General features: G+C 71.2%; 16 protein-coding genes. 13 read left to right on the top strand and 3 right to left on the bottom strand.

The window, feature by feature from the left end:
* Window positions 1-5: 5 nt before the first annotated feature.
* On the bottom strand, window positions 6-1889 hold the full coding sequence (locus E1262_RS17205; RefSeq protein ID WP_132104374.1) for an ABC transporter substrate-binding protein: 1884 nt from the start codon (window positions 1887-1889) through the stop codon (window positions 6-8).
* 538 nt (window positions 1890-2427) lie between these two features.
* Between E1262_RS17205 and dxr the strand changes: the two genes are divergently transcribed.
* The 9 genes from dxr (at window position 2428) to E1262_RS17160 (ending at window position 13784) form a co-directional block, all read left to right on the top strand.
* A complete protein-coding gene (dxr, locus tag E1262_RS17200) occupies window positions 2428-3633 on the top strand; it encodes a 1-deoxy-D-xylulose-5-phosphate reductoisomerase (protein ID WP_132104373.1) in 1206 nt (401 codons plus the stop codon).
* The gene (locus tag E1262_RS17195; protein ID WP_132104372.1) at window positions 3633-4949 is read left to right on the top strand and encodes a M50 family metallopeptidase; all 1317 of its coding nucleotides are present in this window, start codon (window positions 3633-3635) and stop codon (window positions 4947-4949) included. The genes dxr and E1262_RS17195 overlap by 1 nt, the downstream gene beginning before the upstream one ends.
* A 31-nt stretch (window positions 4950-4980) precedes the next feature.
* Window positions 4981-6132 carry a flavodoxin-dependent (E)-4-hydroxy-3-methylbut-2-enyl-diphosphate synthase gene (gene ispG, locus E1262_RS17190; RefSeq protein WP_132104371.1) on the top strand — a complete coding sequence of 384 codons (1152 nt, stop codon included), beginning with the start codon at window positions 4981-4983 and terminating at the stop codon, window positions 6130-6132.
* 31 nt (window positions 6133-6163) lie between these two features.
* Entirely contained in the window at window positions 6164-7006 is an 843-nt protein-coding gene (locus tag E1262_RS17185; protein WP_203453967.1) for a GNAT family N-acetyltransferase, read from the top strand.
* A 21-nt stretch (window positions 7007-7027) separates the two neighbouring features.
* Entirely contained in the window at window positions 7028-8248 is a 1221-nt protein-coding gene (locus E1262_RS17180; RefSeq protein ID WP_132104369.1) for a CapA family protein, read from the top strand.
* Window positions 8249-8330: 82 nt separating this feature from the next.
* Window positions 8331-10091, top strand: coding sequence for a proline--tRNA ligase (locus E1262_RS17175; RefSeq protein WP_132104434.1), 1761 nt, complete (start codon window positions 8331-8333; stop codon window positions 10089-10091).
* Between the two features lie 377 nt (window positions 10092-10468).
* Window positions 10469-11380 carry a DMT family transporter gene (locus tag E1262_RS17170; RefSeq protein WP_203453959.1) on the top strand — a complete coding sequence of 304 codons (912 nt, stop codon included), beginning with the start codon at window positions 10469-10471 and terminating at the stop codon, window positions 11378-11380.
* A 32-nt stretch (window positions 11381-11412) separates the two neighbouring features.
* Entirely contained in the window at window positions 11413-12846 is a 1434-nt protein-coding gene (gene sthA, locus E1262_RS17165; RefSeq protein WP_132104368.1) for a Si-specific NAD(P)(+) transhydrogenase, read from the top strand.
* A 23-nt stretch (window positions 12847-12869) separates the two neighbouring features.
* Window positions 12870-13784 carry an alpha/beta fold hydrolase gene (locus E1262_RS17160; RefSeq protein ID WP_132104367.1) on the top strand — a complete coding sequence of 305 codons (915 nt, stop codon included), beginning with the start codon at window positions 12870-12872 and terminating at the stop codon, window positions 13782-13784.
* Between the two features lie 85 nt (window positions 13785-13869).
* Here E1262_RS17160 and E1262_RS17155 read toward each other — a convergent pair whose 3' ends face one another.
* Together E1262_RS17155 and E1262_RS17150 are read right to left on the bottom strand one after the other, a co-directional pair.
* Window positions 13870-14334, bottom strand: coding sequence for a ferritin-like domain-containing protein (locus E1262_RS17155; RefSeq protein WP_132104366.1), 465 nt, complete (start codon window positions 14332-14334; stop codon window positions 13870-13872).
* Window positions 14331-14834, bottom strand: a complete 504-nt coding sequence (locus tag E1262_RS17150; protein WP_132104365.1) for a hypothetical protein — start codon at window positions 14832-14834, stop codon at window positions 14331-14333. Before E1262_RS17150 ends, E1262_RS17155 begins: the two co-directional genes overlap by 4 nt.
* A gap of 144 nt (window positions 14835-14978) precedes the next feature.
* On the opposite strand from E1262_RS17150, the gene rimP reads away from it, so the two are divergent.
* The 4 genes from rimP to E1262_RS17130 form a co-directional block, all read left to right on the top strand.
* Entirely contained in the window at window positions 14979-15473 is a 495-nt protein-coding gene (gene rimP / locus E1262_RS17145) for a ribosome maturation factor RimP (RefSeq protein ID WP_132104364.1), read from the top strand.
* A gap of 4 nt (window positions 15474-15477) precedes the next feature.
* Window positions 15478-16479, top strand: a complete 1002-nt coding sequence (gene nusA, locus E1262_RS17140; RefSeq protein ID WP_132104363.1) for a transcription termination factor NusA — start codon at window positions 15478-15480, stop codon at window positions 16477-16479.
* A 33-nt stretch (window positions 16480-16512) separates the two neighbouring features.
* Entirely contained in the window at window positions 16513-16851 is a 339-nt protein-coding gene (locus E1262_RS17135; RefSeq protein WP_203453958.1) for a DUF448 domain-containing protein, read from the top strand.
* A gap of 90 nt (window positions 16852-16941) precedes the next feature.
* On the top strand, window positions 16942-17270 hold a 329-nt coding region (locus E1262_RS17130), incomplete at its 3' end, for a translation initiation factor IF-2 N-terminal domain-containing protein (RefSeq protein WP_203453957.1).

The raw sequence follows: 17270 nt of genomic DNA, 5'->3' as shown, positions 1-17270 counted from the left end.
AGCTCCTATTCGCGGTCGTCCGCGGTGGCCGTCCGCTGGCGGAGCAGGAGCACGACCAGCAGCAGCACGACGATCGCGACGGCGACGATGCCGATGATCAGCCCGGTGTTCGAGCCGCCGTCGTCGGAGCCGCCCTCGTCGGCGCCGGCCGCCGCGTCGTCCTCCTCGCCGACGGGGACCGCGGACCACCAGCTCCAGTAGCCGTCCTGGCCCCAGAAGTTGCCGCCCGGGTCCGGCTGCGGGGTCATCTCGGCGATGACGTCGCTGCGGTACGCCTCGAGCTGGTTGGCGTAGCCCCACACCACGAAGATGTTGTCCTCGTAGAGCGTGCGCTGCATGTCCTTGACGATCTCGGCGCGGGCGTCGACGTCCAGCTCGGACAGCTGCTCGCCGTAGAGCCGGTCGTACTCCTCGTTGCAGTAGTACGCGTCGGACAGGTAGGGCCCGCCGAGCTCCGTCGGCAGCCCGCTGCACAGGTTGATCGACAGGACGTAGTTCGGGTCCGGATTGACGTTCCAGCCGGTGGTGAGGATGTCGTAGGTGCCCTCGTCGAGCAGCGAGCCGACCTCGGACACCGGCTCGACGCGCAATTCCATGCCGGCCTCGCGAGCCCACTCGGCCATCATCTCGGCGGCCTGGATGTACTGCGGGTTGTCGCCGTGCACGTTGAACCGGAACGACAGCGGCCGCCCGTCGGGCCCGACGCGGATGCCGTCGCCGCCGGGCGCGTAGCCGGCCTCGTCGAGCAGCCGGTTCGCCTCGTCGATGTCGAAGCCGATCTCCTCGTCGCCCTCGGGCTCCCAGTGGAAGGTGTCGTAGCGGGACGGGATGTACCCGCCGTTGGCCTCGCCGAGGCCACCATAGGCGACCTCGTAGATGGCCTCGCGGTCGATGGTGTGCACGAGCGCCTGGCGCACGACGGGGTCCTGCAGCGCCGGGTGCCCGTCGCCGAACGGGGTGCCGTCCTGCAGCCGAGCGCCGGGGTTGAGCGTGACCGCCTGGAACCGCTTGCCCTCGGCGGCGTTGACGGTGATGTTCTCCTCGTTCTGCAGCGTCTCGTACTGCGCCGGCGTCAGGCCGAAGACGAAGTCGACCTCGCCGCTGCGCAGCGCCTCGACCTGCGCGTCCGGGTCGTCGATGTAGCGCAGGACCAGCTGGTCGAACTTCGGCGCGCCCCGCCAGTAGTCCGGGTTGGCCTCCAGCGTGATCGACACGTTCGGCTGGTAGTCGGTGAGGATGAACGGGCCGTTCCCGACGATCGGGAACTCGGTGTCGTTGTTGAACGCGCCGAAGTCGTCGACCTGCGACCAGATGTGCTCCGGCAGGATCGGCACGTCCAGCGCGAGCATGGTGACCTGCGGCTCGTTGAGGACGATCTCGACGGTGTGCTCGTCGGTGGCGGTGACGGACGCGAAGTTCTCGACGAAGTTGCCGTTCGCCTCGGCGGCGGCCGGGTCGGTCATCATCGTGTTGAACGTCCAGGCGACGTCCTCGGCCGTGACCGGCTCGCCGTCGCTCCAGGTGACTCCCTCGCGGATGAGGTAGGTCCAGGTGAGGCCGTCCTCGGACGTCTCCCAGTCCTCCGCCAGGGCGGGGATCGTCTCACCGGTCTCGGGATCGTAGTTGGTGAGGAAGTCGTACATCCACCGGTGCATGTTGGTCGTGATCAACCGCACCGCGACGAACGGGCTCAGCGAGTCGACTTCCTGCGACACGGCGATCGTCAAAGACGTCGGCTCGGCATCGTCGGTCGCCGCGGTCGCGGGGAGCCCGGCGGCCGCCAGCCCGGAGACCGCCAGCGCGGCCGCTGCCACGCCGGCGGCGAACCGGCCGACTCTGCCGCGGTGGTGTGTTCGGTGCGCTCGGGCGCGGGGAACGGATGTCGCCATGGGGGTACCTCGCATTCGACACGCGGAGTCGCGCCAGTAGACCTGTTGGCCGGTTGGTCTACCACTGGGCCAGACTTGCCGTCAATGGTCTGGACCTGTGGTGCGGGTGAACGTCCTGCCGCCTTTGCGGGATCGAGACCGAACTGCAGATCTTCCCGTGACGCGCGAAACACCCAGGACATTCGACTGTGTGGCGCGGAAACGGATGGAAACGGTCGCGTTGGCCCGTCCTTGAGCCGTTGGCAGGGCCGCGGAGAGAGTGGCCCGTCCCGACAGCGGTTCCTCCATGATCATCAAGGATTCGACACCCTATGGCGGGGTGGATCCTTGATGATCAAGGGTGTGGGCGTCGGTAATCGCTTGCCGGTGGCCGGGGTGGGCCATCATGAGGATTTCTGGAGCGTCGACACGTTTACAGGCGTAGTGCGACACGAGTTTTCGTGCTGAACGTGATCAACTTCCGCGCCCCGGACAATGGAGAGCAGGGGGCTGGCCAACGCGGCAAACCCCTCTCTCGTCCGCGGTGGAGAATAGGCCCATGCCAAGCGTCCGCGACGTCGTCATCCTCGGTTCGACCGGTTCGGTGGGCACTCAGGCCATCGACGTCGTCAAGCGGAACCCGGACCACCTCCGCGTCTCCGGGCTGGCGGCCGGCGGGGGAGACCCGGCGTCCCTAGCAGCGCAGGCGCTGGAGCTTGGCGTCGAGACCGTCGCGGTCGCGAAGGCGGGCGCCGCCGAGGACATTCTCCTCGCGTTCTACGCCGAGGCGAGCAAGCGCGGATACGAGACGGGGGAGTACCGCGTCCCCAAGGTCCTCGCCGGCCCGGACGCCGCCGCCGAGCTCGCGGCCACCCAGCAAGCGGACGTCATCCTCAACGCCATCACCGGCTCCATCGGCCTCGCCCCGACTCTCGCTGCCCTCCAGGCCGGCCGCACCCTGGCTCTGGCGAACAAGGAGTCCCTCATCGCGGGCGGTCCCCTCGTGAAGGCCAAGGCCAAACCCGGCCAGATCGTCCCCGTCGACAGCGAGCACAGCGCGCTCGCCCAGTGCCTCCGCTCCGGCACCAGCCGAGAGGTCCGCAAGCTCGTCCTCACCGCCAGCGGCGGCCCGTTCCGCGGCCGCACGCGCGCGCAGATGAGCGACGTCACACCCGAGCAGGCGCTGGCGCACCCCACCTGGAGCATGGGCCCGGTCGTCACCATCAACTCGGCGAACCTGGTGAACAAGGGGCTGGAGCTGATCGAGGCGCACCTGCTGTTCGACGTGCCGTTCGACGCGATCGAGGTGGTCGTGCACCCGCAGTCGATCGTCCACTCGATGGTCGAGTTCGTCGACGGCTCGACGATCGCGCAGGCCAGTCCGCCCGACATGCGCATCCCGATCGCGCTGGCGCTGTCGTGGCCGGACCGCCTGCGCGACGCCGCGCCCGCCTGCGACTGGACCAAGGCTTCCACGTGGGAGTTCGAGCCGCTCGACAACGACGCCTTCCCGGCGGTCGAGCTCGCCAGAGCGGCGGGCATGCGCGGAGGCCTCGCGCCCGCCGTCTACAACGCGGCCAACGAGGAGTGCCTGGCGGCGTTCGTCGCCGGCCGGCTGCCGTTCGTGGGCATTGTCGACACCATCGACCGTATCCTTGACGAGTACGGTGGTGGTGACGCACGGAGCGTCGACGACGTGGCGGCCGCGGAGCACTGGGCCCGAGCCCGGGCGCGCGAGCTCGCCGGATCGGAAGAGGAACACTGATGGACCTGCTCGCCGTCGTCGGCATCGTGCTGTTCGCGGTCGGGCTCATCGTCTCGATCGCGCTGCACGAGATCGGCCACCTCGTGCCGGCGAAGCTGTTCGGCGTCAAGGTCAGTCAGTACATGATCGGCTTCGGCCGGACGGTGTGGTCGCGCAAGCGCGGCGAGACGGAGTACGGCGTCAAGGCCATCCCTCTGGGCGGCTTCGTCCGCATGATCGGCATGTTCCCGCCCGAGCCCGGCGGCGACGCCACACAGCTGCGGCAGTCCAGCACCGGCCTGTTCCAGACCATGGCCCGCGACGCCCGCAACGCCTCGCGTGAGGAGATCGGCCCCGGCGACGAGGACCGCGTCTTCTACCGCAAGGCGTGGTGGAAGAAGCTGATCATCATGCTGGGCGGCCCGGCCATGAACATCGTGCTGGCCATCGTGCTGGCCGGCGGCGTGCTCATGACGTTCGGCAACCCCGACAAGCCGGTGTTCGCCCCCCTCGTCAGCGTCGTCAACGAGTGCGTCATCCCGGCCTCGGAGAACCGCACCGAGTGCAACGACACCGACACGGTCGCGCCCGCGGCGGCGGCCGGCATCCTTCCCGGCGACCGCGTGGTCGAGATCGAGGGCACGCCGGTCACCAGCTGGACCGAGGTCTCGGCCGCCATCCAGGCCGCGGGCGAGGGCCCCATGGCCATGGTCATCGAGCGCGACGGGCAGCGCATCGACCTCGCGCCCGACCTCATCGTGGCCGAGCGGCCCGACCCCGACGGCCCCGAGGGCGCCACCATCGAGACCAGCTTCCTCGGCATCGCCCCGACGCTCGACCACTTCGAGCAGGAGGACGTCGGCGGCACGCTCGCGTGGACGGGCGGCTTCATCAGCAACACCGCCGAGGCCATGTCGCGCATCCCGCAGCGCATGGTCGACGTGTGGGACGCGGCCTTCGGCGGCGCCGACCGAGGCGCCGACACGCCGGTGAGCATCGTCGGCGCCGGGCGCATCGGCGGCGAGATCGCGTCGGCCGACGGTCTCACCGCGGCGCAGCGGGTGGCCACGTTCGTCATGATGCTGGCCTCGTTCAACATGGCCATCGCCATCTTCAACCTGGTGCCGCTGCTGCCACTGGACGGCGGGCACGCCGCAGGCGCCATCTGGGAGGCCATCAAGCGGGCCTTCGCCAAGGTGTTCCGCCGGCCCGAGCCGCAGCCTGTCGACGTCGCCAAGGCGCTCCCACTGGCGTACGGGGTCGCCGTCGTGCTCATCGGCATGAGCGCGCTGCTGATCTACGCCGACCTCGTGAACCCCGTCCGGCTACTGGGCTAGCGCCGCGAGAAGCAAGGAGAGAGTGAAGTCGATGAATGTCGCCCTGGGGATGCCGCAGCTACCACCGCCGGTGCTCGTGCCACGGCGCAAGTCGCGCAAGATCCGCGTCGGCAAGGTCGAGGTCGGCGGCGACGCACCCATCAGCGTCCAGTCCATGACGACGACGCCGACGGTCGACATCAACGCGACGTTGCAGCAGATCGCCGAGCTCACCGCGGCCGGCTGCGACATCGTCCGGGTCGCCGTGCCCAGCGCCGACGACGCCGACGCGCTGCCGGCCATCGCGAAGAAGTCGCAGATCCCGGTCATCGCCGACATCCACTTCCAGCCCAAGTACGTCTTCGCGGCCATCGACGCCGGCTGCGCCGCCGTCCGCGTCAACCCGGGCAACATCAAGAAGTTCGACGACAAGGTCGGCGAGATCGCCAAGGCGGCCAAGGACGCCGGCATCTCGCTGCGCATCGGCGTCAACGCCGGCTCGCTCGACCCTCGGCTGCTGGCCAAGTACGGCAAGGCCACGCCGGAGGCGCTGGTCGAGTCCGCCGTCTGGGAGGCGTCGCTGTTCGAGGAGCACGACTTCCACGACTTCAAGATCTCGGTGAAGCACAACGACCCCGTCGTCATGGTCCGCGCCTACGAGCTGCTGGCCGAGCGCGGCGACTGGCCGCTGCACCTCGGCGTCACCGAGGCCGGACCGGCCTTCCAGGGCACCATCAAGTCGGCGACGGCGTTCGGCGCGCTGCTCTCGAAGGGCATCGGCGACACCATCCGGGTCTCGCTGTCCGCGCCGCCGGTCGAAGAGGTCAAGGTCGGCAACCAGATCCTGCAGTCGCTGAACCTGCGCCCCCGCAAGCTCGAGATCGTGTCCTGCCCGTCCTGCGGCCGTGCCCAGGTCGACGTCTACACCCTCGCCGACCGCGTCACCGCAGGCCTGGAGGGCATGGAGGTCCCGCTGCGGGTCGCCGTCATGGGCTGCGTGGTGAACGGCCCCGGGGAGGCGCGCGAGGCCGATCTGGGCGTAGCATCCGGCAACGGCAAGGGCCAGATCTTCGTGAAGGGTGAGGTCGTCAAGACGGTGCCCGAGTCGGAGATCGTCGAGACACTGATCGAAGAGGCCATGCGGATCGCCGAGACGATGGACGCCGGCGACGGCGACGGCGGGCCGGTGATCACCGTCGCCTGACGGCGGCGCTCGGGGGAGAGGGGGCGACGTGATCGGGACGTCGACGGCGGTCCGGCCGCTGAGCCAGGCCGACCTGGACGACACTGTCGCGCTGCTCGACCGCGACCCCTGCCTCGACGTGTTCGTCGGCTCCCGGGTGCACGCGTCGGGGCTGGCACCGTCGCGACTGGCCGGCGAGCTCTGGGGCTACTACGAGGACCAGCGGCTGCGGTCGCTGTGCTACTCCGGCGCGAACCTGGTGCCGGTCGCGGCGTCGGCCCGGGCCGCCCGCACGTTCGCCGACCTCGCCGTCCGCCGCGGCCGCCGGTGCTCGTCCATCGTCGGACCGGCCGACGCGGTGCTGTCGATGTGGGACCTGCTCCGCCCCGAGTGGGGCCCGGCCCGCGAGGTGCGCGCCTGCCAGCCGGTCATGGCGATCAGCTCGGCACCGGTCGTCCCCGCCGACCCGCTGGTCCGCCGGGTGCGCCCGGACGAGATCGACGTGCTGCTGCCGGCCGCCATCGCGATGTTCACCGAGGAGGTCGGCGTCTCACCCACCAGCACCGACGGCGGCGCGTACTACAAGGCGAGGCTCACCGAGCTGGTCCGGGCCGGCCGCGCGTTCGCCCGGTTCGAGGACGGCGAGATCGTCTTCAAGGCCGAGATCGGCGCCGTCACACCGCACGCCTGCCAGGTGCAGGGCGTCTGGGTGCGGCCCGAGCGACGCGGCGAGCGGCTGTCCGTCGGCGGCATGGCGGCCGTCGTCGAGTATGCGCTGCGCGAGATCGCGCCGGCCGTCACGCTCTACGTGAACGACTTCAACGTCGCCGCCCGCGGCGCGTACCGCCGGGTCGGCTTCACCGAGGTCGGCCGGTTCGCGACCATCATGTTCTGAACGTCGGGCAGACTGTGCACGATGAACAGCCGCACCCCCCGGCTCGTCGCTGCCCTCGCCGTCGCAGGCATCCTCACCGCCACCGCCTGCGGGGGCGACGACGGTGACGATCCCGGCGCCGCGCCCTCCTCGCCCGCCGCTCCGTCGACGCCACAGTCGCCGACCCCGACGCCGACTCCGACGCCGACTCCGACGCCGGATCCCCGCACGTTCACGCTGGTCGCGACCGGTGATGTGCTGCTGCACGAACGGCTGTGGACGCAGGCGCGCAACGACGCCGGGCCGGGCGAGGAGATGGACTTCGCGCCGCAGCTGGCGAACATCGCGCCGATCGTCCAGGGCGCCGGCCTGGCCGTCTGCCACCTCGAGGTGCCGCTCGCGCCGGCCAGCGGGCCGTACGAGGGCTATCCGATGTTCTCCGGCCCGCCGCAGGTCGCCACCGCGCTGGCCGAGACCGGCTACGACGCCTGCACCACCGCGTCGAACCACACGTTCGACCAGGGCGCCGACGGCGTCGACCGCACGCTGGCCACCCTCGACGCCGCCGGGCTGGCACACGCCGGCTCGGCCCGCACGCCCGACGAGGCGCAGCAGATCACCCACGTCGAGGTCGCGACCGACGGCGGCCCTGTCGACGTCGCGCTGCTGTCGTACACGTTCGGCTTCAACGGCATCCCGGCGCCGGACGGCGAGACCTGGCGCGGCAACGAGATCGACCTGGACCGCATCCTGGCCGACGCCGCCACCGCCCGCGCCGAGGGCGCCGACGTCGTCGTCACGGCGCTGCACTGGGGCGACGAGTACGTCCACGAGCCCAACCAGCTGCAGAGCGACCTCGCACCGCAGCTCATCGCGTCGCCCGACATCGACCTGCTGCTCGGCCACCACGCGCACGTCGTGCAGCCGATCGAGAACGTCGGCGGCGAGTGGGTCGTCTACGGCATGGGCAACCTCATGGCCAACCACGCCGAGCCTGAGGGCCCGAAGGCCGAGGGCCTGCTCACCCGCTTCACGTTCGCGGAGCAGGACGGTGGCTTCGCCGTCACGAACGCCGAGTTCCTGCCGCTCTACCAGACCTACCAGCCGCCGGTCGAGGTGCTCGACGTGCCCGCGGCGCTGGCCAGTGGCGACACCGGCACGGCGACGGCGGCCCGGCTGCGGCAGGCGCGCGACCGCACCGCCGAGATCGTGTTGAGCCGCGGTGGTGCGGCCGCCGGGCTGACCATGCTCGAATCCCCGTGACCACCCGCTGACCGGGCGGTTATCCTCGTCCTTTCGTTGTCGAACCCTGCCCGATCCGTCCGTGGAAGCCCTGGAGAACCCCGTGATCCTGCGCATGTCGACGTTGTTCCTGCGAACCCTGCGTGAGGATCCGGTCGACGCCGAGGTGCCGAGCCACAAACTGCTGGTCCGCGCCGGCTACATCCGCCGCGCCGCTCCCGGCATCTATTCGTGGCTGCCGCTGGGCTACACGGTGCTGCGCAACATCGAGAACGTCGTGCGCGAAGAGATGAACGCCATCGGCGCGCAGGAGGTGCACTTCCCGGCGCTGCTGCCGCGCGAGCCCTACGAGGCCACACATCGGTGGGAGGAGTACGGCGACACCATCTTCCGGCTCAAGGACCGCAAGGGCGGCGACTACCTCCTCGGCCCCACGCACGAGGAGATGTTCACGCTGCTGGTGAAGGACCTGTACTCGTCGTACAAGGATCTTCCGCTGGCGCTGTACCAGATCCAGACCAAGTACCGCGACGAGGCCCGGCCGCGCGCCGGCATCCTGCGCGGCCGCGAGTTCGTCATGAAGGACTCCTACTCCTTCGACGTCTCCGACGAGGCGTTCATGCGGTCATACCTGGCGCACCGCGGGGCCTACATCAAGATCTTCGACCGCCTCGGCCTCGACTACGTCATCGTCCAGGCCACGTCCGGCGCGATGGGCGGCTCGGCCAGTGAGGAGTTCCTGGCCACCGCAGAGAACGGCGAGGACACCTACGTCCGCTCGCCCGGCGGGTACGCGGCGAACGTCGAGGCCGTCACCACGCCGGTGCCGGACCCGCGGCCCTACGACGACGTCCCCGCGGCGCACGTCGAGGACACCCCCGGCACACCGACCATCGAGACGCTGGTCGACCACCTCAACGAGCGGTTCCCGCGCGCCGACCGGCCCTGGCAGGCGTCCGACACGCTGAAGAACGTGCTGGTCATCCTGCACCACCCCGACGGCACCCGCGAGCCGCTCGCCGTCGGCGTCCCCGGCGACCGCGAGGTCGACGAGAAGCGGCTGCAGGCGCAGATCGAGCCGGCCGAGTTGGAGCCGTTCACCGAGGCCGACTTCGAGAAGCACCCGGCGCTCGCTCGCGGCTACATCGGCCCCGGTGTCCTGGGGGAGAAGAACGCCTCCGGCATCCGCTACCTCGTCGACCCGCGGGTCGTCGAGGGTACCCGCTGGGTCACCGGCGCCGACACCCCCGGCAAGCACGTCATCGACCTCGTCGCGGGGCGAGACTTCACGCCCGACGGCACCATCGAGGCCGCCGAGGTGCGCGCGGGCGACCCCGCGCCCGACGGCTCCGGCCCGCTCGAGACCGCGCGCGGCATCGAGATGGGGCACATCTTCCAGCTCGGCCGCAAGTACGCCGACGCGCTCGGCCTGCAGGTGCTCGACGAGAACGGCAAGCTGGTGACCGTCACCATGGGCTCCTACGGCGTCGGCGTGTCGCGCGCGGTCGCGGCCATCGTCGAGAACTCGCACGACGACGCCGGCATCATCTGGCCGCGCGAGGTCGCGCCGGCCGACGTCCACCTGGTCGCCACCGGCAAGGACGACGCCGTGTTCACGGCCGCCGCGGGCCTCGCGTCGCAGCTGGACGCGGCCGGCATCCGGGTGCTCTACGACGACCGCAAGGGCGTCAGCCCGGGGGTGAAGTTCAAGGACTCCGAGCTGATCGGCGTGCCGACCATCGTCGTGGTGGGCCGCGGCCTGGCTGACGGCGTCGTCGAGATCAAGGACCGCGCCACCGGTGAGCGCGAGGAGGTCCCCGTCGACGCCGTCGTCGAGCGCCTGCGCGAGGTCGTCGCCGGCTGACCGCAGCGCCATCCGTCGAACCCCCACCCAGTGTTGATCTTGGACTTGTTCGGCCATCTATCGGACATTTCACCCCGCAACGGCCGAACAACTCCAAGATCAACATTGCGTGCGGTGAGGTGCTCGCACAAGGAGGGTGGCCAGGCGCGATCGTCGTCGACCGGGGCCGGGCCGGTGCCGCGCCGGTCGCTCGCCCGCCGTTCCCGTATGATCCCGCTCATGCATCGGTTGTTCCCGGTCAGCCCGCCCTCCGCTTCCTAGCGGGGCGCGTCTCAGCGCGCCGGCTGCCCCTCTGACGGGCGGCCGGCTTCTTCGCGCACTCCTGCGTGTCCCGCTCCCGCGCGTCTCATCCCTCTTCACGTCGCAGGAGCCGATCCGTGGAACACACTCGAACCCTCGCGCCATCGTCGGCGCGCACCGACCTGCTCTCCGTCATGGGCGCCGGCGTCCTCTGGGGCACCGGCGGCCTCACCGGGGCACTGCTCATCGATCGCACCGGCCTCGGCGTGCTGGCCGTCGCCGCGTTCCGGCTGCTGGTGGGCGGCGGGCTGGTCGTCGTCTGGCTGCTGGCGACCGGCCGGCTGCACCGGCTGCGCCTCTCCGGCCGCGGCGTCCGCCGGTTGCTACTGCTCGGCGCGCTGGCCGCGCTGTACCAGAGCTGCTACTTCGCCGCCGTCTCGCTGACGTCGGTCAGCCTGGCCACACTCGTCACGTTGGGCGCGTCGCCCGTCCTGGTCGTGCTCGCTGAGAGCGGCGTCGGCCGGCGGCGGCCGGACGGACGCATCCTGGTGGCCATCGCGACGGCGATCGCCGGCCTCGCGCTGCTGGTGGGCACGCCGGGGGCCGGCGACCCGGCGGCGGTGCTGGCCGGGACGGTGTGCGCGCTCACCTCGGCGGCCGGCTTCGCCGCCATCACGATGCTCGGCGCCCGGCCGGTCGACGACATCGGGCCGCTGCCGACGGCGGGCCTCTCGTTCTGCGCGGGCGGCCTGCTGCTGCTCCCGATCGCGGCGCTGACCGGCGGCGTCGGCGTCGGCCTGGACGCCGGGGCGATCGGGCTGCTGCTGTTCCTGGGGCTGGCTCCGACGGCGCTGGCGTACGGGCTGTACTTCACCGGCCTGCGCACCGTCGCGACCGGCTCGGCGGCGCTGTTCTCGCTGCTCGAGCCGCTCACGGCGGCCGCGCTGGGCGCCGTCGTGCTGGACGAGCGGCTCGGCGCGGCAGGACTGGCCGGCGCCGTGTTGATCGGGTCGGCAGTGGTGATGACGGCGACCGGCCGCCGCCGTTAGCGTGGACATCAACAGCGGCGGCAGGAGCGCGCATGGACGAACCCGGGTATGACTACGACCTCCTCGTCATCGGCTCCGGCCCGGGCGGGCAGAAGGCCGCCATCGGCGCGGCCAAGCTGGGCAAACGGGCCGCCGTCGTCGAGCGCCGGCACATGATCGGCGGCGTCTGCGTCAACACGGGCACCATCCCGTCGAAGACGCTGCGCGAGGCCGTGCTCTACCTCACCGGCCTGTCCATGCGCGAGCTCTACGGCCAGTCGTACCGCGTCAAGCACGAGATCACCGTGCAGGACCTGCTGGCCCGCACCCAGCACGTCATCGGCCGCGAGATCGAGGTGGTGCGGGCGCAACTATTCCGCAACCACGTCGATCTCGTGGTCGGCAGCGGCCGTTTCGTCGACCCGCACACCGTCGCCGTCGAGGGGCCGGGGGAGCACCGCCAGATCACCGCCGCGACCATCGTCGTCGCGACGGGCACGACGCCGGCCCGCCCGGCCCACGTCGAGTTCGACGAGGGCCGGGTGGTCGACTCCGACGGCATCCTGACGCTCGAGCGCATCCCCGACTCCATGGTCGTCGTCGGGGCGGGCGTCATCGGCATCGAGTACGCGTCGATGTTCGCCGCGCTCGGCACCCGCGTCACCGTCGTCGAGAAGCGGGCGCAGATGCTGGAGTTCTGCGATCCCGAGGTGGTCGAGTCGCTGAAGTTCCACCTGCGCGACCTCTCGGTGACGTTCCGCTTCGGCGAAGAGGTCGAGAAGGTCGAGATCGGCTCGCACGGCACCGTCACCACGCTGGCCAGCGGCAAGCGGATCCCGGCCGAGACGGTCATGCACTCCGCCGGGCGGCAGGGCGTCACCGCCGAACTGGGCCTCGACGCGGCCGGCCTCACCGCCGACGCGCGCGGCCGCATCGCCGTCGACGCCCGGTACCGCACCAGCGTCCCGCACATCTACGCCGTCGGCGACGTCATCGGCTTCCCGGCACTGGCCGCCACCAGCATGGACCAGGGGCGTCTCGCGGCGCTGCACGCGTTCGGCGAGCCCGCCAACGAGCTGCGCGAGATCCAGCCCATCGGCATCTACACGATCCCGGAGATCTCCTACTGCGGCCGCACCGAGGTCGAGCTCACGCAGGAGGCCGTCCCGTACGAGGTCGGCATCTCCCGCTACCGCGAATTGGCCCGCGGCCAGATCGTCGGCGACTCCTACGGCATGCTGAAGCTGCTGGTCTCACCGACGACGCGGCACATCCTCGGCGTCCACGTGTTCGGCACCGGCGCGGCCGACCTCGTCCACATCGGGCAGGCGGTCATGGGCTGCGGCGGTACCGTCGACTACCTCGTCGACACTGTGTTCAACTACCCGACGCTGTCCGAGGCCTACAAGGTCGCGGCGCTCGACGTCACCAACAAGCTGCGCGCGCTGGACCGCTTCGACCTTAGGTTCGGCCGGAATAACCGGTGAAGGCCTGGGTGCGGTTACGGGGCATGAGACACGCAGCCAAGACCAGGCACCTGTTCCGCGACGCCGGCGGGCTGCGGCTGCACTACCGCGAGGCGGGCGTCCCGTCGTCGACGGCGGTGCTGCTGCTGCACGGCTTCCCGGCCTCGTCGCACTCGTTCCGCGCGGTGCTCCCGGTGCTGGGCGAGCAGTTCTACGCCGTCGCGCCGGACATGCCCGGGTTCGGGTTCTCCGACGCGCCGCCACCGGACGAGTACGTGTACACCTACGAACACCTGTCCCAGGCCATCGAGGCCCTGGTCGACGACCTGGGCGTGCGGCGCTACGTCCTCTTCGTGACCGACTACAGCACGCCGGTCGGGTACCTCATGGCCTTGCGCCACCCGGAACGGGTCCTGGGGCTGGTCGTGCAGAACGGCAACACCCACGAGGCGGGCCTGGGCGAGACCTGGGACACCGCGCGCCGATACTGGGCGGAGCCTACCGAGGAGAACCGCGCGGCTCTGCCCGACTGGCTGACCTTCGACGGCACCCGCGACCAGTACCTCAGCGGGCTGTCGCCAGAATTGCAGGCCCTGCAGCCGCGCGAGACGTGGCACCTGGACTGGGAACGACTCACGCGGCCCGGCAACATCGAGGCGCATTTCCAGCTCTTCGTCGACTACCAGCACCATGTGGCCCGGTTCCCCGACATCGCCGCCTACCACCGCGAACACCAGCCGCAGTGCCTGGTGCTATGGGGCCGGCACGACGTGTACTTCGACATCGCGGAGGTGCTGGCCTACCACGAGGACATGGACACCCTCGAGGCGCACATCTACGACGGCGGGCACCTGTTCCTCGAGACGCACGCCGCCGAGGTGGCGGCGCAGCTGGTCACCTTCATGGGCGACGTGTTCGACCGCACGGCGCCCCTTTCCGGCCCGCCCGACCCGCGTTGATCTTGGAGTTGTTCGGCCATCTATCGGACATTTCACCCCGCAATTGCCGAACAACTCCAAGATCAACGCGGAAGGGGGCGGTCGGTTAGACCCGGCCGTCCAGGCCGGGGAACGCGGTCGGTGCCCCGCCCCAGGCGAGCGCCTGGACGGCGGCCATGACGACGCCGCGGACGGCGAACTCGCGCAGCTCCGGCGTGGTGGCGGTGCCGACGACGTCCGCGTACAGTGCGCCGAGCCGCTCCTCCAGCAGCACCGCCAGCGCCTGCGCGGACGCCTCGTCGGTGACGGGGGAGGGCAGCGCGTAGCGGGGCTCGGCCGCGACCGGGTCGGCGCCGGCGTCGCCGATCAGCGCGGTCAACTCGTCGCGGCGGGACCGGTGCGCGGCCAGCGCGGCGTGCGCCGGCTCCGCGCCGTCGGGCAGGTGCGCGCCGACCACGCCGTAGCCGTAGACGCACGCGTGCTCGCCGGCCAGCGCCGCCTGGGCGGCCTCGACACCGGCGTCGGCGGAAGCTGCGGAGGCGGACGGCGTCGGCGCCGGGGTCGTCGTCATGCCAGCACCACCCCATGGCCGGCCTCGGACGCGGCGATGGACGCGAGGACGGCCGCCAGCCGCGGCCCGGCTGCGGCCAGCGCGGCGACGACGCACGCGTCGGCGGCGGCCCGCTCGGCGTCGGCGACGGCGGCCAGCGCGGCAGCAGGGTCGGCGGCCACCTCCGGAGCGGCGGCCGTGCCGTCGCCGCCGCCGTACGGCAGCGGCCCGTCGGCCCGCAGCGCGGCCAGGTGCTCGTCGTGGTGCGCCGTCAGCGGCTGCAGCCGAGCGGCGAGGTCCGGATACGCCGCGACGGTGGCCGCGTGCAGCGCCAGCAGCGTCTGCTCGCTGTGCACCGCGCGCCAGCGCAGCTTCACGTCCGCGTCGAGTGGCGCGCGGGGGCCCGGAGCGGCTTTCGGACGCGGGTCGGCACCACACGCGGCCAGCGCGGCGGCGAGCACCGGAGCCCCGGCGACCAGCGCGAGCAGCCGCCGCCGGCCCTCGTCCACCCTCTGCGTCACGGGGGACACCGTAACCGGTGCGAACCGGCCCGTGGATCACCGGTCTGCGCTGTAGTCTTGGCTACTCTTGGCGGCAGAGAGTCAAGAACTCCGCCATTCCATGAGACGGCCGGAGACAACTCGACATCGAGGAAGGGGCATCCGATGACATCGGCTACTCGTGACCTTCTGGAGCAGGTCATCGAGCCCGTGGTGGCGTCGGAGGGGCTCGACCTCGAGTCGCTGGAGCTGTCCCAGGCCGGCCGCCGCAGCCGGCTGCGCATCATCGTCGACGCCGACGGCGGGGTCGACCTCGACCGCTGCGCCGAGGTGTCGCGGCACATCTCCAAGGCGCTCGACGACTCCGGCGCCATGGGCGACCACCCGTACACCCTCGAGGTCAGCTCGCCGGGCGTCTCCCGGCCGCTGACGCTGCCGCGGCACTGGTCGCGCGCGACGGGCCGGCTGGTGCGCGCCATCCTGCACGACGGCGGCGACGTCACCGGCCGCGTCGTGTCGGCCGACGACGACTCCGCCGTCCTGGACGTCGACGGCGCCAGCCGCGTGCTGGCCTATGCCGACGTCCGCAAGGCCAAGGTGCAGGTCGAGTTCCGCAAGACCGACGACACCGATCTCGACGATTTCGAGGAAGAGGACTGAGAGCGTGGACATCGACCTTTCGCTCCTGAGAGCACTGGAGCGAGAGAAGGACATCTCCTTCGACCTGGTCGTCGAGGCGACGGAGCGTGCGCTGCTGCTCGCCTACCAGCGCTCCGAGAGTCACCAACCGCGCGCCCGCGTCGAGCTGGACCGCAAGACCGGCCACGTCACCGTCTGGGCGCAAGAGGTCGACGACGACGGCGCCGTCGTGCGCGAGTGGGACGACACGCCGGCCGGCTTCGGCCGCATCGCCGCCACCACCGCGAAGCAAGAGATCCTGCAGCGGCTGCGCGACGCCGAGGACGAGAACACGTTCGGCGACTTCCTCGACCGCGAGGGCGAGATCGTCTCCGGCACCATCCAGCAGGGCCGCGACCCCCGTACCGTCATGGTCAACCTCGGCAAGGTCGAGGCGGTGCTGCCGCCGGCCGAGCAGGTGCCGGGGGAGCGCTACGAGCACGGCAGCCGCATCCGCTGCTACGTCGTGCAGGTGCGCAAGGGCCAGCACGGCCCCATCGTCACCGTCTCGCGGACCCACCCGAACCTGGTGAAGAAGCTGTTCGTGCTCGAGGTCCCCGAGATCGCCGACGGCACCGTGCACATCGCCGGCATCGCCCGCGAGGCCGGCCACCGCACCAAGATCGCCGTCTATTCGACGGTGCCGGGCGTCAACGCCAAGGGCGCCTGCATCGGGCCGATGGGCTCGCGGGTGCGTGCGGTCATGACGGAGCTGCACGGCGAGAAGATCGACATCGTCGACTGGTCCGAGGACCCCGCTGAGCTGGTCGCCAACGCGCTGTCGCCGGCCCGGGTGCAGCGGGTCGAGATCGTCGACGCCGCCGCCCGGTCGGCCCGCGTGACGGTGCCCGACTTCCAGCTCTCGCTGGCCATCGGCCGTGAGGGACAGAACGCACGACTGGCCGCGCGGCTGACCGGATGGCGCATCGACATCCGCCCCGACACCGAGCCCGAGACCTCCGATCGGGGTGCCGGAGCGCCCGCGTGACCGTTCAGGCCCGATAGACGCTAAACTGTTCGAGTGAATGACCGCGCGTCCGGCCGGTCGCCTGTGCGAACCTGCGTAGGATGCCGGTCTCGTGTGGTGAAGTCCGAACTGCTCCGCGTCGTCGCGGGCGGTGCCGGCGCCGAACGGGCGCTGGTTCCCGACCTCGACGGCCGGCTCCCGGGCCGCGGTGCGTACCTGCACCCGAGCCAGGGGTGCCTCGACCAAGCCGAGCGTCGTCGGGCGTTCTCGCGCGCACTACGCGCCGAGGGGCCGCTCGACGGTGCTGAGCTGCGTCGATGGCTCGCCGAGCACGAGGATCGACCCGGTCGGCCGCAACGGCCGGCCGGAATGGATGAAGGAGACACGACGTGACGCTCACGAGCGCTCGATGAGCACGCAGCGATGAGCACGCGCACCACCTAGCCGGTCCGAGCCGACACGCCCGGGCCGAGAAGGAGAGCAGTGGCAAAGGTCCGGGTACACGAGCTCGCGAAAGAGCTCGGTGTGACGAGCAAGGACGTCCTCGGCAAGCTGGGCGACCTCGGAGAGTACGTCAAGTCGGCATCGTCGACTGTCGAGGCTCCCGTGGTCCGCAAGCTCCGTGAGGCGTTCGCCAACCAAGGAACCGGCAAGGGAGCGAAGCGGTCTCCCGGCCGCCCTGGCCCGACGGCCAGGCCGGCAGCCCCTACCCCCAGCACGCCCAATGCGGCCGCACCGGCGTCGGCACCCGCCGCGCCGGCGGCGAAGCCTGCCCCGCGCCCGCCGGCGCCGGTCGATCAGCCCGCCGCGTC

The organism is Jiangella aurantiaca, assembly GCF_004349105.1.
Lineage (GTDB): Bacteria > Actinomycetota > Actinomycetes > Jiangellales > Jiangellaceae > Jiangella > Jiangella aurantiaca.
This window is presented reverse-complemented; position numbering and strand designations above follow the sequence as displayed.